The sequence below is a fragment of the Streptomyces bullii genome (genome assembly GCF_042657145.1).
GTDB lineage: Bacteria > Actinomycetota > Actinomycetes > Streptomycetales > Streptomycetaceae > Streptomyces > Streptomyces bullii.
This window is the reverse complement of the sequence record NZ_JBHSNY010000006.1, coordinates 380,627-399,989: the sequence shown is the minus strand read 5'-3', so window position 1 is coordinate 399,989 and position 19,363 is coordinate 380,627. Positions and strand designations below refer to the sequence as shown.

16 protein-coding genes are annotated in these 19,363 nt (G+C 72.2%); 11 read left to right on the top strand and 5 right to left on the bottom strand.

What is annotated here, in order from left to right; all coding sequences use genetic code 11:
* Positions 1 to 271 precede the first annotated feature (271 nt).
* From ACFPZJ_RS19505 to ACFPZJ_RS19490, 4 genes are all read left to right on the top strand, one after another.
* Entirely contained in the window at positions 272 to 1,681 is a 1,410-nt protein-coding gene (locus ACFPZJ_RS19505; RefSeq protein WP_381022983.1) for a phytoene desaturase family protein, read from the top strand.
* Positions 1,678 to 2,193: an O-acetyl-ADP-ribose deacetylase gene (locus ACFPZJ_RS19500; RefSeq protein WP_381022980.1), complete on the top strand. Its 516-nt coding sequence runs from the start codon at positions 1,678 to 1,680 to the stop codon at positions 2,191 to 2,193. Before ACFPZJ_RS19505 ends, ACFPZJ_RS19500 begins: the two co-directional genes overlap by 4 nt.
* Positions 2,194 to 2,353: 160 nt before the next feature.
* Complete coding sequence (locus ACFPZJ_RS19495) at positions 2,354 to 3,187, top strand: alpha/beta fold hydrolase (RefSeq protein WP_381022977.1); 834 nt, start codon at positions 2,354 to 2,356, stop codon at positions 3,185 to 3,187.
* A gap of 237 nt (positions 3,188 to 3,424) precedes the next feature.
* Complete coding sequence (locus ACFPZJ_RS19490) at positions 3,425 to 7,330, top strand: glycoside hydrolase family 2 TIM barrel-domain containing protein (protein ID WP_381022975.1); 3,906 nt, start codon at positions 3,425 to 3,427, stop codon at positions 7,328 to 7,330.
* 94 nt (positions 7,331 to 7,424) lie between these two features.
* Here ACFPZJ_RS19490 and ACFPZJ_RS19485 read toward each other — a convergent pair whose 3' ends face one another.
* Positions 7,425 to 7,787 (bottom strand): ArsR/SmtB family transcription factor, encoded by a 363-nt coding sequence (locus tag ACFPZJ_RS19485; protein ID WP_381022972.1) that lies wholly within the window; start codon positions 7,785 to 7,787, stop codon positions 7,425 to 7,427.
* A 168-nt stretch (positions 7,788 to 7,955) separates the two neighbouring features.
* Here ACFPZJ_RS19485 and ACFPZJ_RS19480 point away from each other — a divergent pair, with 168 nt between their 5' ends.
* The 3 genes from ACFPZJ_RS19480 to ACFPZJ_RS19470 all read left to right on the top strand — a co-directional run bounded on the left by ACFPZJ_RS19480 (position 7,956) and on the right by ACFPZJ_RS19470 (position 10,755).
* Complete coding sequence (locus tag ACFPZJ_RS19480) at positions 7,956 to 9,434, top strand: AlkA N-terminal domain-containing protein (protein WP_381022969.1); 1,479 nt, start codon at positions 7,956 to 7,958, stop codon at positions 9,432 to 9,434.
* An 83-nt stretch (positions 9,435 to 9,517) separates the two neighbouring features.
* A complete protein-coding gene (locus ACFPZJ_RS19475) occupies positions 9,518 to 10,015 on the top strand; it encodes a methylated-DNA--[protein]-cysteine S-methyltransferase (protein WP_381022966.1) in 498 nt (165 codons plus the stop codon).
* A 23-nt stretch (positions 10,016 to 10,038) separates the two neighbouring features.
* Positions 10,039 to 10,755: a bleomycin resistance protein gene (locus ACFPZJ_RS19470; RefSeq protein ID WP_381022964.1), complete on the top strand. Its 717-nt coding sequence runs from the start codon at positions 10,039 to 10,041 to the stop codon at positions 10,753 to 10,755.
* Between the two features lie 18 nt (positions 10,756 to 10,773).
* Here ACFPZJ_RS19470 and ACFPZJ_RS19465 read toward each other — a convergent pair whose 3' ends face one another.
* Positions 10,774 to 11,508 carry an SIR2 family NAD-dependent protein deacylase gene (locus ACFPZJ_RS19465; RefSeq protein ID WP_381022961.1) on the bottom strand — a complete coding sequence of 245 codons (735 nt, stop codon included), beginning with the start codon at positions 11,506 to 11,508 and terminating at the stop codon, positions 10,774 to 10,776.
* Between the two features lie 76 nt (positions 11,509 to 11,584).
* On the opposite strand from ACFPZJ_RS19465, the gene ACFPZJ_RS19460 reads away from it, so the two are divergent.
* Complete coding sequence (locus ACFPZJ_RS19460; protein WP_381022958.1) at positions 11,585 to 11,785, top strand: type II toxin-antitoxin system VapB family antitoxin; 201 nt, start codon at positions 11,585 to 11,587, stop codon at positions 11,783 to 11,785.
* Positions 11,786 to 11,796: 11 nt separating this feature from the next.
* Here ACFPZJ_RS19460 and ACFPZJ_RS19455 read toward each other — a convergent pair whose 3' ends face one another.
* Together ACFPZJ_RS19455 and ACFPZJ_RS19450 are read right to left on the bottom strand one after the other, a co-directional pair.
* Positions 11,797 to 12,300, bottom strand: a complete 504-nt coding sequence (locus ACFPZJ_RS19455; protein ID WP_381022955.1) for an NUDIX domain-containing protein — start codon at positions 12,298 to 12,300, stop codon at positions 11,797 to 11,799.
* A 128-nt stretch (positions 12,301 to 12,428) separates the two neighbouring features.
* Positions 12,429 to 13,502, bottom strand: a complete 1,074-nt coding sequence (locus tag ACFPZJ_RS19450; RefSeq protein WP_381022954.1) for an ADP-ribosylglycohydrolase family protein — start codon at positions 13,500 to 13,502, stop codon at positions 12,429 to 12,431.
* 176 nt (positions 13,503 to 13,678) lie between these two features.
* On the opposite strand from ACFPZJ_RS19450, the gene ACFPZJ_RS19445 reads away from it, so the two are divergent.
* Entirely contained in the window at positions 13,679 to 14,797 is a 1,119-nt protein-coding gene (locus ACFPZJ_RS19445) for a glycerate kinase (RefSeq protein ID WP_381023460.1), read from the top strand.
* A gap of 397 nt (positions 14,798 to 15,194) precedes the next feature.
* Here ACFPZJ_RS19445 and ACFPZJ_RS19440 read toward each other — a convergent pair whose 3' ends face one another.
* Positions 15,195 to 15,599, bottom strand: coding sequence for a hypothetical protein (locus tag ACFPZJ_RS19440; RefSeq protein ID WP_381022952.1), 405 nt, complete (start codon positions 15,597 to 15,599; stop codon positions 15,195 to 15,197).
* Positions 15,600 to 16,339: 740 nt separating this feature from the next.
* Between ACFPZJ_RS19440 and ACFPZJ_RS19435 the strand changes: the two genes are divergently transcribed.
* Positions 16,340 to 17,050, top strand: a complete 711-nt coding sequence (locus ACFPZJ_RS19435) for an ABC transporter ATP-binding protein (RefSeq protein ID WP_381022949.1) — start codon at positions 16,340 to 16,342, stop codon at positions 17,048 to 17,050.
* On the top strand, positions 17,047 to 19,278 hold the full coding sequence (locus tag ACFPZJ_RS19430; RefSeq protein WP_381022946.1) for an ABC transporter permease: 2,232 nt from the start codon (positions 17,047 to 17,049) through the stop codon (positions 19,276 to 19,278). The genes ACFPZJ_RS19435 and ACFPZJ_RS19430 overlap by 4 nt, the downstream gene beginning before the upstream one ends.
* The last annotated feature ends 85 nt before the right edge of the window (positions 19,279 to 19,363 follow it).

The following is a 19,363-nucleotide window of genomic DNA, read 5'->3' as shown; positions in this document are numbered from 1 at the left end:
CGGTCTCCCGTCCCGCCTCCGTCCGGAGGTCGCCCCGCCGTTCATCGGTCTCCCGTCCTGCCACCGTCCGGTCCGGAGGACGCCCCGCCCCCCCACGCGACCCCCGCCCCGGCAGCATCCGGCCGCCCCGCCCCCGCCTATGCCCGCCCCCGTCCTGCGCCCGCGCCCGGACCAGTCCTGCGCCCGCCCCTCCGCCGGACGTTGTCAGCCCTCCGGCATATCCTGATCCTCAGTGGCCATCGGCTGACGAAGGGGTCCGAAGGTGCCGTCGATGCTCGATGCGGTCGTGGTGGGTGCGGGGCCGAACGGACTGACCGCTGCCGTGGAGCTGGCCCGCCGCGGCTTCTCCGTCGCGGTCTTCGAGGCCCGTGACACCGTGGGCGGGGGCGCCCGCACGGAAGAGCTCACGCTGCCCGGCTTCCGCCACGACCCGTGCTCCGCCGCCCACCCGCTCGGCATCAACTCACCCGCGTTCCGTGCCCTGCCCCTGGAGCGCCACGGCCTGGAGTGGCTGCACGCCGAGCTGCCGATGGCGCATCCCTTCCCGGACGGCACCGCGGCCGTGCTGTCCCGTTCGGTCGGCGAGACGGCCGCCTCCTTCGGCCCCCGGGACGCGGGCGCGTACCGCAGGCTCGTCGAACCCTTCCTGCACCGCTGGGACACCCTGGTCCGCGACTTCATGTCCCTGCCGCTCACCGCGCTGCCCCGCGACCCGGTCACCCTCGCCCGGTTCGGCCTGGCCGGGCTGCCCCCGTCGACATGGCTGATGCGCCGCTTCCGCGACGAGAAGGCCAAGACCCTGTTCGCCGGGCTCGTCGCCCACGTCATGGCCCCGCTCGGCGGCTTCGCCACCGGCGCGATCGGCCTGGTCTTCGCCCTCGCCGCGCACGCCCGCGGCTGGCCCGTCGCCCGCGGCGGCTCCCAGGCCATCTCCGACGCCCTGACGTCCTACCTCCAGGACCTCGGCGGCAGCGTCCACACCGGCTACGAGGTCAAGCGGCTGGACGATCTGCCGCCCGCGCGCGCGTACGTCTTCGACACCTCACCCACCGCCCTGGCCCGCATCGCGGGCTTCGGCGGCTACTACGACCGCTACCGCTACGGCCCCGGCGTCTTCAAGATCGACTACGCGCTGGACGGCCCGGTGCCGTGGACCGCGAGGGAGGCCCGCGTCGCCGGCACCGTGCAGATCGGCGCGAGCAAGGCGGAGATCGGCAGCGCGCTGCACGCGGCCTCCCGTGAGGGCCGGGCGCCCGACAGGCCGTTCCTGATCACCGTGCAGCCCAGTGTCGTCGACGCCACCCGGGCCCCGGCCGGCCAGCACGTCTTCTGGGCGTACGGCCACGTTCCGAGCGGCTGGACCGGCGACCTCACCGACGCCGTCGAACACCAACTGGAGCGCTACGCCCCGGGTTTCCGCGACCGCGTCCTGGCCCGTGCCACCGCCGGACCGCCCGAACTCGCCGCCCGCAACGCCAACTACGTCGGCGGTGACATCGCCTCCGGCGCGGTAGCCGGGCTCCAGCTCCTGCTGCGGCCCAAACTGTCCCTGTCCCCGTACGCCACCCCGCACCCCGCCGTCTTCATCTGCTCCTCGGCCACCCCGCCGGGCCCCGGCGTGCACGGCATGTCGGGACACAACGCGGCCAAGGCCGTCTGGAGGAGGCTGAGGCAGACATGACCACGCCGACGATCAAGCTTGTGCGAGGCGACATCACCCGGCAGTCCGTCGACGCCATCGTCAACGCGGCCAACTCCTCGCTGCTCGGCGGGGGAGGCGTCGACGGGGCGATCCACCGCCGGGGCGGCCCCGCGATCCTCGACGAGTGCCGCAAGCTCCGTGCCTCGCACTACGGCAAGGGCCTGCCCACCGGCGAGGCCGTCGCCACCACCGCGGGCGACCTGGACGCCCGCTGGGTGATCCACACCGTCGGCCCCGTCCACAGCGAGAGCGAGGACCGCTCGCACCTGCTGGCGTCCTGCTACCGGTCCTCCCTGCGGGTCGCCGACGAACTGGGCGCCAGGACGGTCGCGTTCCCCGCGATCTCCACGGGCGTCTACGGCTGGCCGATGGACGACGGCGCGCGCATCGCCGTCCAGACGGTACGGGACGCGCACACGACGGTCGACGAGGTCAGGTTCGTCCTCTTCGACGAGCGGGCCTACGAGGCTTTCGCGGAACAACTGCGCTGACACGCCCCGGACTTGACCGTCCGGAGCCCGTCCACAGGGGCCCGGCTCACCGTGTACGACGCCCGTTCTGGGGCAGGCGCCCAACGCGGCAGCCCGGGATGCAGACCCGCGGCACGCGAACACGCGAGCCCGAGCAGCGAGCACGAGAGCAAGTCCGGCCTTGGCCGACTGGGAGTTGCGGGAGAGTCTGTCCACCGCGTCGGAAACCGTCCGCTGGGGCCGGCTCGGCGATCCGCGCGACGAGCCGGTCGTGCTGCTGCACGGCACGTCCTTCTCGTCGTACGTGTGGCACGAGGTCGCCCCCGCGCTCGCCGCCTCCGGGCGCAGCGTCCTCGTCTGGGACATGGCCGGGTACGGCACCTCCGACATGGCCCCGGGCCAGGACGTCTCGCTGCGCGCGCAGGGCGAGGTGTTCGCCGAGCTGCTGGCGCACTGGGGCCTGGCGGAACCGTCCGTCGTCGCCCACGACTTCGGCGGGTGCGTGGCGCTGCGCGCCCACCTGCTGCACGGGGCCCGCTACCGCCGGCTCGCGCTGGTGGACGCGGTGGCGCTGGCGCCCTGTGGTTCCCCCTTCTTCCGGCTGGCCGCCGGGCACAGCCATGTCTTCGAGCAGTTGCCGGGGCCGCTGCACCGGGCGCTGGTGCAGGAGTACGTCACATCGGCGAGCCACGCCGGTCTACGCCCCGCCGTCCTGGACGCCCTGGTCCGGCCGTGGACGGGTGCGTCGGGCCAGTCCGCCTTCTACCGGCAGATCGCGCAGGCCGACCAGCGCCACACCGACGAGATCCAGCCGTTGTATCCCACGCTCGACCTGCCGGTCACCGTGTGCTGGGGCACCGAGGACACCTGGATCCCGAACTCCAAGGGAGAGGAGCTCGCCGGCCTGATCCCCGGCGCCCGGTTCAGGCCCGTCCCGGAGGCCGGTCACCTCGTCCCGCTCGACGCCCCCGCGCAGCTGACGAGCGCGCTGCTCGCCTTCCTCGCTGAGAGCTGACACCCCGGAAGGTCCGTCGGCCGCTTGTCGAACCATCAGGAACGCACAAACTCCCACGGGGTCATTGCTTCGGTTGTGTTCGAGTTCTAGGGTGTGGCTGGCTCAGCAGTTGCCTCCGTCACCATCCGTTGTGATCCGCCCCGACAGCAACACCCCGTGCGCGACGGTCTGTTGCGGCTACCACCTGACGTGCCCTCAGTCCGTGCAGCGTCCTGTCGAACCGAGGAAGGCCACGGTATGCCGCACCCGCACGTGTCATCCGACGACCGGCCCGTCCGTCCCGAACGGCCGGTCGTCAGCCGCCGTCGTCTGCTGGAGGGATCGGCCGCCGTGCTCGGCGCGCTCGCGCTGTCCGCCTCGCCCGCCGCGGCGCACGCGGCCGGCCGGCGCGCGGCGGCGGACGCATCCCCGGAGTGGAACGGCGCCATCGCCACCTTCCGGGTGGGCACCGAACCCCCGCACACCACCCTGATGCCGTACGCGGACGTCAGACAGGCCCTGGCCGCCGACCGCACCCGCACCCCGTACCGGCTGAGCCTGGACGGGAAGTGGAAGTTCGCCTACGCGGACCGCCCCGACGACCGGGACACCGACTTCTACCGCACCGACGTCGACGACTCCGACTGGGACACCATCCCGGTCCCCTCCGTGTGGCAGCTGCACGGCTACGACTTCCCGATCTACGTCAACATCACCTACCCGTACTGGGGCCCCAACGGCCTGGGCGAGGAACCGCAGCCCCCCGCCGCGCCGACCCGCTACAACCCCGTGGGCCAGTACCGCCGCACCTTCACCGTCCCGCGCGGCTGGACGGGCCGGCGGACCTTCCTGCACTTCGAGGGCGTCAAGTCCGCGCACTACGTGTGGATCAACGGCGAACTCGTGGGCTACCACGAAGACTCCTTCACGCCCGCCGAGTACGACATCACCGAGCACCTGAAGCCCGGCACCAACCAGATCGCGGTCGAGGTGTACCGCTACTCCGACGGCGACTGGCTGGAGGACCAGGACATGATCCGGCTGAGCGGCATCTTCCGCTCGGTCTACCTGTACTCCACGCCCTCCGTGCACCTGCGCGACTTCAAGCTGGACACCCCGCTCAGCGACGACTACTCGGCCGCGGAGCTCCACGTCACCGCGAGCGTCCGCGACTACGACGGCGGCAGCGGCGGCCGGTACACCGTCGACACCATGCTGTACGACTCCGACGGGCACCCCGTCTGGCCCCGGCCGCTGCAGCAGGCCGCCGACGTCCCGGCCGGCGAGGAGAGGACCGTACAGGCGTCCAAGGCCGTGCCCTCGCCGCGCCTGTGGTCGGCCGAGCATCCCCACCTCTACACCGCCGTCCTGCGGCTGCGCGACCCCGCCGGAAAGGTGATCGAGACGCTCTCGCACCGCGTCGGCTTCCGCGAGTTCGCGCTCAAGGGCGGCCTGATGCGCATCAACGGCAAGCCGGTCTCCTTCCGCGGCACCAACCGCCACGAGATGCACCCCGACCGCGGTATGGCGCTCACCCGCGCCGACCTGGTCGAGGACATCAAGGTCATCAAGCGGATGAACATGAACTCCGTCCGCACCTCGCACTACCCGAACAACCCGCTCTGGTACGAACTCGCCGACGAGTACGGCCTGTACCTCGTCGACGAGGCCAACGTCGAGACGCACGGCATCCGGGGCGAGTACCCGGGCAACCACGCCGACTGGACCGAGGCGTGCGTGGCGCGCGCCCAGAACATGGTGCACCGCGACAAGAACCACGCCTCGGTGGTCATCTGGTCGCTCGGCAACGAGGCGGGCGGTGGCACCACCTTCAACGCCATGTACGACTGGATCCGTTCGTACGACCCCACCCGTGTCATCCAGTACGAGGGCGACGACCGCCCGGGCATCAGCGACATCCGCTCCGAGATGTACGACAGCCCCTCACGCGTCGAGGCCCGCGCCAAGGACACGAGCGACACCCGGCCGTATGTGATGATCGAGTACTCCCACGCGATGGGGAACTCCAACGGCAACTTCAAGAAGTACTGGGACCTGGTCCGTCGCTACGACGTCCTCCAGGGCGGCTGGATCTGGGACTTCGCCGACCAGGCCCTGAGCTGGCCGACCCCGACGCGCAAGGTGTTCACCGAGTCCGGGCCCGGCGGGCTGCGCGGCGAGATCCTCGCCCCCGGCGGCACCTTCGACCGCGCCAAGGGCCTGACCGGCGGCACCGTCTTCGCCCGCGACGCGCGCCTGGACCTCACCGGCTCGCTCACCCTGGAGGCCTGGGTCACCCCGCACGTGACGGGCTATCACCAGCCCATCATCGCCAAGGGCGACACCCAGTACGCCCTGAAGCAGACCAACAAGACCCTGGAGTTCTTCATCCACGGCGGCGGTCAGTGGGTCACCGCGAGCTGGGCGCTGCCGGCGGACTGGACCGGCCGCGAGCACCACGTCGCGGGCGTCTTCGACGCGGACGCGGGCACCCTGACCCTGTACGTCGACGGAGCCGTGCAAGCCACCCGGACCACCACCCGGCGGCCCGGCAGCACCACCGCGCCCCTCGCGCTCGCCACCGACGCCGACAACTGGACCCGCGAGTTCAGCGGCACCCTCCGCCGGGCCCGCGTCTACGCCCGCGCCCTGACCGCCGCCGAACTGGCCTCCGACGGCCGCGGCCCCGGCGACGACGGCGTCCGGTTCTGGTTCGACGCGGCCACCGTCGGGTTCACCGAGAAGCGGCCCGAGGAGAGGACCTTCTTCGCGTACGGCGGCGACTGGGCCGACAACCCCAACGACGGCAACTTCGTCGCGGACGGCATCGTCACCGCCGACCGCGGCCACACGGGCAAGGCCGCCGAGGTCAAGCGGATCTACCAGGCGATCAACGCCGCCCCCGCCTCGGGCGGACCCGGCGCTGTCACCCTCACCAACGAGTACCTGTTCACCAACCTCCGTGAGTTCGACGGAAGGTGGTCCCTGGTCGCCGACGGCAAGGTCGTCCAGCGCGGAAAACTCACCCGCGACCAGCTGAACGTCGCCCCGCTGACCAGCAAGGACATCACGGTGCCCGTGAAGCTGCCGGCACGTCCGGCGCCCGGCACCGAGTACTTCCTGAACCTGTCCTTCACGACCAGGGAAACCACCGCGTGGGCGAAGCCTGGCTTCGAGGTGGCCGGGCAGCAGCTCCCGCTCGACGCGGGCAGCCCGGCCGTGACCCCCGTGCCGCTGGACAGCGTCCCCGCGCTGCGCCACGAGGACCGCGACACGGCCGTCACCGTCACCGGACGGGGCTTCTCCGTCACCGTCGACAAGAGCAGCGGCACCATCACCTCGTACGAGGTCGCGGGCAGGACCCTGTTCAGCTCCGGGCCGGTGCCGAACTTCTGGCGGGCGCCCACCGACAACGACAAGGGCAACGGCCAGCACACCCGCAACCAGACCTGGCGCGACGCCGGCGCCCGCCGCGAGGTCACGGACGTGCGTGTGAGCCCGCTGGGTGACCGGGCCGTGGAGATCAAGGTCGGCGGCACGCTGCCCACCAGCACGGAGTCGACGTACAGCGTCACCTACACGGTCTTCGGCAACGGCGAGATCAAGGTCGAGAACACGCTGCACCCGGGCGCGTCCAACCTGCCGTACATCCCCGAGGTCGGCACCCTGCTGTTCCTGCCGCGCCGCCTGGACCGGCTGCACTTCTACGGCCGCGGCCCGGAGGAGAACCACTGGGACCGCAACAACGGCACCGACGTGGGCCTGTACTCCGGGACCGTCGCCGAACAGTGGACGCCCTACATCCGGCCGCAGGAGAACGGCAACAAGACCGACGTCCGCTGGGCCGCCCTGACCGACCGCGACGGCGTCGGCCTGCTGGTCTCCGGCGAACCGCTGCTGGAGATCAACGCGTCGTACTTCACCCCGGAGGACCTGTCGTCCGGGGTCCGTCACGACTACCAGCTCACCCCGCGCGACGAGGTCGTCCTGCGCGTGAACCACCGGCAGATGGGCGTGGGCGGCGACAACAGCTGGGGTGCGCACACCCATGACGAGTACAAGCTGTTCGCCAACCGCGACTACACGTACACCTACCGGCTGCGTCCGCTGACCGACGTGGACCGGGCGACGGCGCTGTCACGCCGGCCGACGGCCACGGAGTAGGCGGATCCCCGCCCCAGGCAGGTCCCGACGGCCGGGAAGGGCTCCCTTCCCGGCCGTCGCCGAGCCGTACGGCGGCCGAGCGGAGCAAGACGTTTCATTCGGCGGTGTCGCTGATGCCCAGCCGCAGGTGCTCCACGTGGTAGACGGCCTGGTCGAGCAGCTCGGCGACATGGTGGTCGTGCAGCGCGTAGACGACCGACCGGCCGCGCCGCTCGCCCACCACGAGCCCGAGGTTGCGCAGCAGCCGCAGCTGGTGCGAACACGCCGACTGCTCCATGCCGACCTCCGCCGCCAACTCCGTGGCGGGCAGCGGGCCTTCGCGCAGCCGCGCCAGGATCAGCAGGCGGGAGGGGGTGGACAGAGCCTGGAGCGTGGTGGCGACCTTCGCGACGTTGTCGGCGTCCAGGCGTACGCGCTCGGGGGCGTCCTGCGCGGGGATGACGGCTCCATGACCCATGGAGACATCCTACCGGTCACCCCGAGACACATGAATGATCTTTCATGCAAATCAATCGGGTGCTGGGGGCGCGGGGGTGCCGGGGGGGATCCGGGCCGTGCCAGCACGCGGAAGGTCGATGTCGGATTCTCGCCGGACGCGGTGTGGCCGGTGGCCGATGCTGGATCCATGCAGATGGGGATGCACACCGACACGGAGCGCTGCGTGCGCGCCGTCCAGTCCAAGGACGCGCGGTTCGACGGATGGTTCTTCACAGCCGTCCTGACGACCCGCATCTACTGCCGGCCCAGCTGCCCCGTGGTGCCGCCCAAGCCCGAGAACATGGTGTTCCACCCCAGCGCGGCGGCCTGCCAGCAGGCCGGGTTCCGGGCCTGCAAGCGCTGCCGCCCGGACACCAGCCCCGGCTCCCCGGAGTGGAACCAGCGCGCCGACCTCGTGGCCCGTGCCATGCGGCTGATCGCCGACGGTGTCGTGGACCGCGAGGGCGTGCCCGGTCTGGCCGCCCGGCTCGGCTACAGCACCCGGCAGGTCGAACGCCAGCTGCTCGCCGAGCTGGGCGCGGGCCCGCTCGCGCTCGCCCGCGCCCAGCGCGCCCAGACCGCGCGGCTGCTCGTCGAGACGACGACCCTGCCGATGGCCCGGATCGCCTTCGCCGCCGGCTTCTCCTCGATCCGCACCTTCAACGACACCGTCCGCGAGGTCTTCGCGCTCTCCCCGAGCGATTTGCGGGCCCGGGCCCCGAAGAACACCGCGGCGGCCCCGGGCGCCCTGACGCTGCGGCTGCCGTTCCGCGCCCCCCTCAACCCCGACAACCTCTTCGGCCACCTCGTCGCCACCGCCGTACCCGGCGTGGAGGAGTGGCGGGACGGCGCCTACCGGCGCACACTTCGGCTGCCGTACGGCCACGGCATCGTGGCCCTGACTCCGCGGCCCGACCACATCGGCTGCCGGCTCACCCTCAGCGACCTGCGCGATCTGCCCGTCGCCATCAGCCGCTGCCGCCGCCTGCTCGACCTGGACGCCGACCCGGTGGCGGTGGACGACCAGTTGCGCACGGACCCGGTCCTCGCGCCCCTGGTCGACAAGGCGCCGGGCCGACGGGTGCCCCGTACGGTCGACGAGGCCGAGTTCGCGATCCGGGCCGTGCTCGGCCAGCAGGTCTCCACGGCCGCCGCCCGCACCCACGCGGCCCGCCTGGTCACCGCGCACGGGGAACCGGTCGACGACCCCGAGGGCGGCCTCACCCATCTCTTCCCGTCCGCCGAGGCCCTGGCGGCCCTCGACCCCGACACGCTGGCGATGCCCCGCACCCGCCGCACGACCCTCGCCACCCTGGTCGGCCACCTCGCCGACGGCTCCCTCGGCCTGGGCGTGGAGAGCGACTGGCCCCGCACCCGTGCCACGCTCCTGTCTCTGCCCGGCTTCGGCCCCTGGACGGCCGACGTCATCGCCATGCGCGCCCTCGGCGACCCCGACGCCTTCCTCCCCACCGACCTCGGTATCCGCCGCGCCGCCCGCGAACTGGGCCTGCCGTCCACGCCCGCCGCGCTCACCGCCCGCGCGGCGGCCTGGCGCCCCTGGCGGGCCTACGCGGTCCAGTACCTGTGGGCGACCGACAGCCACCCGATCAACTTCCTCCCCCCATGAGCCCGCACAAGGGCCCACAGCGACCACAGCGCCCACAGGGCGCACAGGGACAGACGACGTACGAGGACGTACAAGGACGTTTCATGAAGCAGCACACCGTGATCGACAGCCCCTACGGCCCCCTCACCCTCGTCGCCGACGACGGCGTTCTGTGCGGCCTCTACATGACCGACCAGCGCCACCGCCCACCCGAGGAGAGCTTCGGCGACCCCGACGACACCCCCTTCGCGGCAGCCGTCGAACAGCTCCGGGCCTACTTCGCGGGCGAGTTGAGGGAGTTCACCCTCGACCTCCGGCTGGCGGGCACCCCGTTCCAGCGCCGTGTCTGGCAGGAGCTGCGCCGCATCCCCTACGGCGAGACCCGCTCGTACGGCCACCTCGCGGACGCCCTCGGCAATCCCGCCGCCTCCCGCGCGGTCGGGCTCGCCAACGGGCGCAACCCGGTCGGGATCATCGTCCCCTGCCACCGGGTCGTCGGCGCCGACGGCAGCCTCACCGGCTACGGCGGCGGCCTGGACCGCAAACGGCGCCTGCTGCACTTCGAGCGGGGAGCCGGATCCGCCAACCCGCCCCTGTGCTAATCAATTTTGACTACATTGGCGGCATGGACAGCGAAAAGACCATCCCGATCCTTCCGTGCCGCACGCTGCAGCCCGTGCTCGCCTTCTACACGGCCCTGGGGTTCGAGGTGACGTTCCAGCAGCGCAGTCCCAATCCCTACGCGGTCGTCGAACGCGGCGGCACAGAGCTCCAGTTCTTCGCGATGAAGCACTACGAACCGGCCGAGTCGATCAGTACGTGCTACGTCCTGACCGATGATGTCGACGGGCTGTACGAGGCGTTCCGCGCCGGGCTCAAGGCGGGCTACGGGCGCGTCCCGACCCGCGGGCTGCCGCGCATCGGGCCGCTGAAGGACATGTCGTACGGCGTGCGGCAGTTCCTCATGACCGACCCGGGCGGCAACTGTGTCCGCGTCGGCCGCCGCACGGGCGGCGAGGCGCACCACCCGCCCGCACCCCGGGAGACCTTCGCGCGGGCCCTGCACCACGCCTCGCTCCTCGCGGACTCCAAGGAGGACCCGGCAGCCGCCGCCAAAACCATCGACCGCGTCCTGAGCCTGGAGGACGAGCGACCCACACGCGTTCACCTGCTGCGCCTGCTCGTCCTGCGCGCGGACGTCGCCGGGCGTCTCGGCGACGAGGAGACGGCCCGGTCCGCGCTCGCCCGGGCCGTGGCGCTCCCGCTCACGGCGGGGGAGCGGAACGAGGCCCGGGACGCCCTCGACCGCCTGCGGGAACTGCGGACCGGCCCGTCACGGTGAACCGCGCGCCGGCCCGCTTCAGGCGCCGGTCTCCTGGATGCGGCCCAGCAGCGCGGGCAGCGCCGTGCCGATCGGCTCCCGCACGACCTCGTCGGCGCGGTCGTCGTACGGCGTCGGCTCGGCGTTGACGATGATCAGCCGCGCTCCGTGGTCGGCGGCGACCCCGGCGAGACCGGCGGCGGGCTGGACCTGGAGGCTGGTGCCCACGGCGATGAAGACCTGGCACGCCTTGCTGATGGCGAGGGCCTCGCCGAGGACGACGGGGTCGAGGCGCTCGCCGAACATGACGGTGGCCGACTTCAGGATGCCGCCGCAGTCCAGACACGGCGGGTCCTCCTCGCCGGCCTCGACCCGCGCGAGCGCCTCCTCCATCGGGCCGCGCGCGTGGCACGTGGTGCACACGACACCGCGCGCGGTGCCGTGCAGTTCGAGCACCTTGCGGGCGGGCATCCCGGCGAGCTGGTGCAGCCCGTCCACGTTCTGCGTGATGACGCGCACCGGCACCCCGGACCGCTCCAGTTCTGCCACCGCCCGGTGCGCCGCGTTGGGCTGTGCCTGAAGCGTCCGGTTCTTGCGCCGCATCCGCCAGGAGCGGCGGCGGATCTCCGGATCGCCCATGTAGTACGTGTACGTCACGAGCTTCTCGGCCTCCGGGTCCCGCCGCCACAGTCCGTTCGGTCCGCGGTAGTCCGGGATGCCGGAGTCGGTGGAGATGCCGGCGCCGCTGAGGAGGGCGACGAGGGGCTTGCTCATGCAGCCGAGGGTAGGCCGGGCCGGCCGGGCGGGGCGAACGGATATCGCGCTGCTCGCCCGGTGTTAGGCTCCGCCCATGGCCAAGGTCACCGTCTCGCTCGATGCCGATCTCGTCGTGGAAGCCATGGTGCTCGCGGGCGTCGGCACCCCCCAGGACGCCGTCCACCTCGTCCTGCGCGACTACATCGAGCGCGGTCACCGGACCGAGGCCCGCGTGGCCGCCCGCGACGAGGCGCTGCGCGAGGTGGACGTCAAACCCCGCGACTCCGACGGCTGAACCGGCGCCTGTCAGTCCACGCGGCGGCCGTTTTCCAGTTCGGCCGTCCCCGAGCCGTCCGCCAGCACGTCGAGAGCGGCCAGCACACGGCGGCCCAGCGCGCCGGGCAGGTACCCGGTCAGCTCCTCGCGCGGGACGAGCCGCCAGGACAGCAGCTCCTCCTCCTGCAGGCGGATCGCCGCGAAGTCGCCCTCGCCGAGGACCCCGCCGTCGTACAGGTACGCCACCAGCGGCGGCCGGCCCGGGCCGTGCACCCAGTCCACCGCGAGGAGCCGGCCCGGCTGCCGGTCGAGGCCGATCTCCTCCGCCGTCTCACGCCGCGCGCCCTGCCTCGGGGTCTCACCGTCGTCGGACTCGATCGTGCCACCGGGCAGCGCCCAGCCCTCCCGGTAGTTGGGCTCCACCAGCAGCACCCGGCCCTCGGCGTCCCGGAAGAGGGCCGCGGCACCGGCGAGCACACGGGGCAGGGAGGCGATGTACGCGGCGAAGTCCTGGGTGTCCTCAGGGGCGGTCATGCAGGAAGGGTAACGGCGGGCCGGAGCCGCGCCGCGGGCCCGGTGCCCGTCCGGGCGGGCGCACGGGGGCGTGCGGGGGAGGACCCCGCCGAGCGGGCGCACGCGCCGGGCCACCGCGCACCGGCCGGTCAGGCCGTCGCCTCGGCCAGCCGCAGGGTCCGCCGTGCCAGCTCGCTGATCCGTACGCCGTCGAAGCCGAAGACCGCGCTGCGTACGGTGTCCTCCAGCGGATCCTTCCACTGACCGGGGATCGCCGACGCCCCGGTGAGCACGCCTGCCACCGAGCCCGCCGTCGCGCCGTTGGAGTCGGTGTCCAGGCCGCCGCGGACGGTGAGGGCGATGGTGCGGGTGAAGTCGCCGTCGCCGTACAACAGCCCGGCGGTGAGCACGGCGGCGTTGGGGACGGTGTGGATCCAGCCGAGCCCGGCGGTCTCCGCCGAGACCGTGGCGAGTGTGTCCTCCCAGGTCATCCGGGTGTCGTGCAGGGAGGCGACCCGGCGTACGGTGCGGGCGAGGCGGCTGCTCGCCGGGACGACGGTCAGCGCCGTGTCCAGGGCGTGCCGGACGGTGGGCGCGGTGAACGCGGCCGAGACCAGCGCCGCCGCCCACATCGCGCCGTACACGCCGTTGCCGGTGTGGGACAGCACCGCGTCCCGGCGGGCCAGCGCGGCGGCGCGACGCGGATCGCCGGGGCAGGTCCAGCCGTAGACGTCGGCGCGGATCAGGGCACCGATCCACTCCTGGTAGGGGTTGTCGTACGTCGCCGTCAGCGGCGGCTTGAGGCCATTGGCGAGGTTCCGGTACGCGGCCCGCTCCGCCGTGAACGTCTGCAGGAACGGCAGCCGCAGCAGCCACAGGTCGCCGACCTGCTCGGTGCTGAAGCCGAAACCGTGCGTCTCCAGCAGGTGCAGGCCGAGGACGGCGTAGTCGATGTCGTCGTCGCGGCAGCTGCCGTGGACGCGGCCGCGGACACAGGAGCGCCACTCCGGGCGCAGGTCGAGGCCGTCCTCCTCGCCGGGCGGCTCGGGGAAGTAGTCGGTGAGGGGAAGGGCGGCGGCCCGGCGCAGATAGCGGTCGATACGGTCGCGGGTCCACACCTCGCCCTGCTCGACCGGCTTGCCGAGCATGTTGCCCGCGATCCGGCCGAGCCAGCCTCCGAGGATGCGGTCGGCGAGCTCGACGTCGGTGGCCACAGCGGTCATAGCTCCGGTCTACCCCGGGCGCGCTCCGCCGGCACGTGGCGGTGGCTCCCGGGCCGGTCCACGGGCTGGGCGGGGGCATGACGCCGGGTGCGTCCTCCGGCTAAGGTCACAGCGGCGCGACTGGCCTTGACGTGCGCGAGGCCCGGAGAGCGAGGGGAAATCAGGTGACACAGCGGGTGCTCATCGCCGCGGACAAGTTCAAGGGGTCGCTGACGGCCGTGCAGGTCGCCGAACGGGTGACGGCCGGGCTGCGCCGGGTCGTGCCGGGCCTCCGGGTCGAGGCGATGCCCGTGGCCGACGGAGGCGACGGGACCGTGGCCGCGGCGGTCGCGGCCGGGTTCGAGCGCCGGGAGGTACGGGTCGTCGGGCCGCTCGGTGACGAGGTGACGGCGGCGTTCGCGCTGCGCGAGGGCACCGCGGTGGTCGAGATGGCCGAGGCCAGCGGGCTGCAGCGGCTGCCGGCCGGGGTCTTCGCACCGCTCACGGCCTCCACGTACGGCTCCGGGGAGCTGCTGCGCGCCGCGCTGGACGCCGGGGCGCGGACGATCGTGTTCGGCGTCGGCGGCAGCGCGACCACGGACGGCGGCGCGGGCATGCTGACCGCGCTGGGCGCCCGCTTCCTGGGCGCGGACGGGGAGCCGGTGGCGCCGGGCGGCGGGGGCCTCGCCGCGCTGGCCTCGGCGGACCTGTCGGGCCTTGATCCGCGCCTGGCCTCGGTCGAGCTGATCCTCGCCAGCGACGTCGACAACCCGCTGACCGGGCCGAAGGGCGCCCCCGCGGTGTACGGCCCGCAGAAGGGGGCCACCCCGGACGACGTGGCGACGCTGGACGCGGCGCTGGCCCACTACGCGAGGGTGCTGGAGGACTCCGTCGGTTCCCGGGCGGCGGAGTACGCCGCCTCGCCGGGCGCGGGCGCGGCGGGCGGCATCGGATACGGCGCGCTGCTGGTCGGTGCCCGCTTCCGGCCCGGCATCGAGGTGATGCTGGACGTGCTGGGCTTCGCCTCGGCGCTGGAGCGCGCGGACCTGGTCATCACCGGGGAGGGTTCCCTGGACGAGCAGACCCTGCACGGCAAGGCACCGGCGGGTGTCGCGGCCGCCGCCCGCGCGGCGGACAAGGAGGTCGTCGCGGTGTGCGGACGGCTGGCCCTGCCGCCGGCGGTGCTCGGACAGGCCGGGATCCGCCGGGCGTACGCCCTGTCGGCGCTCGAACCGGACCCGGCGACGTCCATGGCCCAGGCGGGGCCTCTCCTGGAACGCGTGGCGGAGTCGATCGCGCGTGACTTCCTGACCTGACCGTCGGCGGGGCGCAGCGCCGGAGGCTGCCGTCCCGCAGCGAACCGCGGCCCTGCTGCACGCGCGACGTTTGGGCCTGCTCGACCCGGATGCCCCGCGCGCCGTACCGGCGCCCGCGGGCAGCAGGTGAGGGACCGACGCGTGCAGCGAGTGAGGCCCGGATGCGGAAAGCATCCGGGCCTCGACACGATCGTGAGCGCGCCGAACGAGCACACGCGGCGCAGGACGTAGGACGTGAACGCGACCCGACGCGACGCGCCGGGCGGGTTCGGGTCGTCCCCGGTCCGGAGGCGAAGGCGGCCGAGGAAACAACGGCCTTCAAACGCCGGTGAGTTGCTGTCCGGGGCGTGGATGCCCTGTGTGGGCGGATGCAGCATCTGCTCCACAGGGCATGGGATCAGCGTCCGTCGCCGGGCCGGTCGTCCGGCCCGCACTTGTCCGGGGTTCCGTCGTACTGCACGCAAGCGGTGACCTTCACGACGTAGTTGGTCGTGGAGGAGTCGCTGTACGTGGTCTCTCCCTGGCCCTTGGTGTTCCAGAGGCGGAGGCCCTTGGTGTTCTTGCGGTCGAACTCCGAGTAGACGGGGTTGCCGTCCGCCCTCTCGTCGCGCACGCCGACATTCTTGTTGCCCGACGACTGCCAGCTGAAGGCGTAAGAGATGTGGATGTCCGGGTTCGTGTGGTGGTTGAGCCTGGACGTGACGTCTTCGCCGGCGTCGGCGTAGGCCGGCGATGCCCCCGCAACGGCGCCGAGCAGGACAACGGCCATCGCGGTCTTCTTGGCGCTCCTGGATATCTGCATGATTCTCCCCTTTGACGCAGCAACTCAACGGCTGCGATTGGTGGTCATCACGAAGACGGCCTTCGGATATGACGCACCCATGGGCGGGGCAACGCCAGGCAGGTCACGCCGAGCGGATTCTGTTGAAGAGCCCCCCATGGAAGCGAGAAGAAGGCCTTCCTCGCGACCAGTGCAAGATCATACGCGGAAGCCGACGGCAGGCAAGCGCGGTTCCTGCGGGGCTCGCAGCATCGCTCGGCGTGCTTCGGCCGGGGAGGGAAGGAATCTCCGTGGTCACGCAACTTCCTTGCTGTGTAAGGGGATTTACCTACCTTCGTACGGCCAGGCTGGCAACCTCGTTGCCGGGAAGGAGCGTTGAAGTGCGGCACGCCTTCTCCACTATGTGACGTGCGTCATATGGCGTCGATGTCCGGCACTCGGCGTTCCTCTTGGCCGGTCGTGCCGATCCCTCAATGAAATAAGGGTTCAGGCGTCCTTGGGCCCGATTTGTCTTTGTGACGCAACGTGAACGTGCCGAGGAGCTTGGTTTTTCCTTTTGTCCGCCGATCGCCTTGGCCTAATATCGGCAACGATCGCGAGGGGCTGACCTCTCTCGCGCAACGGGGGACGATTCTCGGGGGCGCTGTTTCACGCTCACCGGAAGAGCCCGTCATCCGCGGGACAGGGGGGCCGCCTCTGCCCCGCAGCGCCACCGCGACGTCGCACGGTGACGCGGCAACAGCTATCCGAGGGCACATCACGTGAGCAACTCCGACACCGGGCCCGCGCCCGGCCCCGTACTCGACATTCAGGATCTGACCTACTCGGTCCGGGACCGAACCCTGTTCAACGGTCTGCAGCTCCGTGTCAGCGCCGGCGAGTCAGTGGCGATCACGGGGCCGAGCGGCTCGGGCAAGAGCACGCTGCTCTCGTCGATCCTCGGTCTGGTCACGCCGCACGGCGGAAGCATCAGGGTGGCCGGTGCGGACGTGACGAGGCTGCGGGGCAAGCAGATCGCCAAGCTGCGCAGCGAGACGATCGGCACGGTCTTCCAGTTCGGGGAGCTGCTGCCCGAACTCAGCCCGCTGGACAACGTGGCACTGGCGGCGCTGTTGTCGCGCTCCGACCGCGTCGGCGGGTACCGCCAGGCGCAGGAACTGCTCGACGAACTACGCGTTCCCCCGGCGGAGACGACGGAGGAACTCTCCGGGGGAGAGCGTCAGCGGACAGCTGTGGCTCGTGCGTTGATCAACTCTCCCGAGCTGATTCTGGCCGACGAGCCCACTGGCTCCCTCGACCCTGACGCCACCGCCCGCATCGCGGAACTGCTCTTCGGCCTCCCTCGGCGGCGCGCGTGCGGGCTGGTGCTGGTGACGCACGACGTCGAGGTTGCGGCACGAGCGGACCGGGTGCTGCGTCTTGAGGCCGGCCTGCTGGTTCCTGCCCGGGCGCGGGAGGCGGTGGAGGCGTGAGCGGGGCCGGACACGGCGGCTTGTCACTTCGGCTGCTGCGCATAGGGCGCGACGCGGGCCGGCGCTCGGAGGGGGCCGGAACCAGGGCCGCGGCCCTGGCGCTGTCGGCGCTCGCTGTCGCACTGTGCCTGGGCCTGATGGCGATGGTGCACGCCCACTACGTCGGCAAGGAGCTGCGGCGTGACGCCAGGACTCCGGTCGGGCCGACAGAGCGATCACAGGCCACCCGGGCCACGTTGTGGCTGGTCGGCTCGGACGCGCTGAAGGGCCAGCGGATCTACACCGTCGTATTCATCGCGCCGCACACGCCGAATGCCCCACTGCCTCCGGGGGTGGATCGCTGGCCGGGACCGGGTGAGGCCGTTCTGTCCCCCGGTCTGCTGAAAGCCGGCGCCGCGGAGGGAATCGCCGACCGGTACGGAAAGCTCTCGGGCACGGTCGGGCAGGAGGGGCTGGACGACCCTGGAGAGTGGCTCGCCTACGTCCGTCCCGCCCAGGGCATGAAGGCCGAGGCGCCGATCGAGGCCGTGGTCGGTTTCGGGCCGGAGGCAGGCACGCCGGCTGAAGGCCTGGAGCCGGGAACGGGGCGCGACAACGACAAGCCCGAGTGGATGTTCCAGGGCCTCGTCGTCGGCCTGCTGCTCGTACCGTCTCTCGTGCTCCTGGCCACCGCACTCCGTGCCGGGACGCATGGCCGTGACCGCAGAGCCGCACTGGTCGACGCCCTGGGCGGGCTGAGGCGCGACCGCGCCCTGATCGCCGCGGGCGAGGCGATGCGACCGGTGACGTGGGGAGCCCTCGCCTCGCTCCCGTTCTTCGCCGTGGCCGCGTTCGTAGACGTCCGGATCCCGCTCGTCGGCTACCTGACGTCGTCGGCCGACGTGCGTCAGCATGGCTGGCCGGTGCTGCTGACTCCGGTGGCGGTCATCGTGACGGCGCTGGCCCTTGCCGTCATCAGTGATCAGCTGTCCAGCCGGGCCAAGGGGCCCCGACCCGCCCACGCGAGCAGGTCGCGCCGACAGCGGTACCTCGCGATGCTCTGTGCGCCCGCGATCCTGCTCGCCGGCCGCGGTCCGGAACTGGCCGGCGACAGCACGCAGTACCGGGCATGGATCAGCTGGATCGGCCTCGCCCTCGTCGTACTCACCCTGCCGGCCGCAGTGGCCGTCGTCGTGGCCAAGCTCGGGGAAGGCCTGGAGCGGACCGGGCGACAGCGGGGGTGGGCCGGTGCGCTGATCGCGGGCCGCCGCATCAGCCACTACCCGGCGGCTACGGCCCGCCTGGTCACTGGTGTCACGGTTGCGCTGATCGTCTTCGCGCAGGCCCTCGCCTGGCAGGCGATGTTCGGGACCTACCACGCCGAAATGGAGGAGATCCTCAGCGCCACCGACAGGACGGTGGCCGAAATCGGCCCCAGGGGGACGGTCTCCACCCGGGAGGCCGCCGCCTACCTCGAGCTCCTCCCCGAGGGCCATGTGCCCGTCGTCATCGCGCCTCCCCGCACCGCCGGTGACGGCCCCATCACGGTCAGCGGAGGATGCGTGGCTCTGGAGAGCCTTCGGCTGCCGTGTTCGCCCGCACCGTCCCGCGTCGATGCCGCTCTCGATCGGCGCTTGCAGCAACTGCTCGACTGGAACACGGAAGGCGGCACCTATCTGAAGGTGGTGCGCGCCGACCAGGCCGAGCTGGCCAAGCAGACCGTGCACAGCACCAACACCCTGGCGGTGGTGAGGGCCGATGGCGGCGTCCCTGCCGTCGCGGCCCTCAAGGAAGCCTCCTACCTGGCTTATCCCCGCGGGGCCCAGGTCCGTTTTCCCGGCGAGGAGTGGCTGGCGGACGGCATCCCGGACCGGGACCAGGGCCGGTGGATCCGGCTCTTCGGGGTGCTGGGGACGGCAATCCTCGTGCTCGCCATCGGCCTCACCGGCAAGGCCGAGTTCCTGCGCCAGGGCCGGGCGCTGGCGCCGCTGACCGTGTTGACCGGCGGATACCGCGTCTTTCGCAGCAGCGCGGCCTGGGCGATCGTCGCGCCGCTCGCGCTCGCCGCACTGGCGGGGTGCGTCGTCGCCGCCTGGACCGCACGACCGGTCGCCCGGCCAGGAATGGCGTACTTCGTCCCCGGCGGTCTCATGGCGACCGCCGTCAGCGTAGTGCTCGCCGTGTCCGTCGTGATGGGGCTGTGGGCTGCTCGGATCGCCGGGCGACAGGCACGCGACTGGCGAGCCTAGGTGCCACGTCCGGCTCGGCCCGACCATCCGGTTCCGCCTGCGAGGCCCGGCACCTGAGGCCATCCCGATGTGAGCGTCTCCCGCA

Excerpts from the sequence above, each read along its gene's own strand:
- ACFPZJ_RS19505 (WP_381022983.1), top strand. The coding sequence starts at position 272 with ATGCTCGATGCGGTCGTGGTGGGTGCGGGGCCGAACGGACTGACCGCT.
- ACFPZJ_RS19500 (WP_381022980.1), top strand. The coding sequence starts at position 1,678 with ATGACCACGCCGACGATCAAGCTTGTGCGAGGCGACATCACCCGGCAG.
- ACFPZJ_RS19490 (WP_381022975.1), top strand. The coding sequence starts at position 3,425 with ATGCCGCACCCGCACGTGTCATCCGACGACCGGCCCGTCCGTCCCGAA.
- ACFPZJ_RS19485 (WP_381022972.1), bottom strand. The coding sequence starts at position 7,787 with ATGGGTCATGGAGCCGTCATCCCCGCGCAGGACGCCCCCGAGCGCGTA.
- ACFPZJ_RS19480 (WP_381022969.1), top strand. The coding sequence starts at position 7,956 with ATGCAGATGGGGATGCACACCGACACGGAGCGCTGCGTGCGCGCCGTC.
- ACFPZJ_RS19475 (WP_381022966.1), top strand. The coding sequence starts at position 9,518 with ATGAAGCAGCACACCGTGATCGACAGCCCCTACGGCCCCCTCACCCTC.
- ACFPZJ_RS19470 (WP_381022964.1), top strand. The coding sequence starts at position 10,039 with ATGGACAGCGAAAAGACCATCCCGATCCTTCCGTGCCGCACGCTGCAG.
- ACFPZJ_RS19465 (WP_381022961.1), bottom strand. The coding sequence starts at position 11,508 with ATGAGCAAGCCCCTCGTCGCCCTCCTCAGCGGCGCCGGCATCTCCACC.
- ACFPZJ_RS19460 (WP_381022958.1), top strand. The coding sequence starts at position 11,585 with ATGGCCAAGGTCACCGTCTCGCTCGATGCCGATCTCGTCGTGGAAGCC.
- ACFPZJ_RS19455 (WP_381022955.1), bottom strand. The coding sequence starts at position 12,300 with ATGACCGCCCCTGAGGACACCCAGGACTTCGCCGCGTACATCGCCTCC.
- ACFPZJ_RS19450 (WP_381022954.1), bottom strand. The coding sequence starts at position 13,502 with ATGACCGCTGTGGCCACCGACGTCGAGCTCGCCGACCGCATCCTCGGA.
- ACFPZJ_RS19440 (WP_381022952.1), bottom strand. The coding sequence starts at position 15,599 with ATGCAGATATCCAGGAGCGCCAAGAAGACCGCGATGGCCGTTGTCCTG.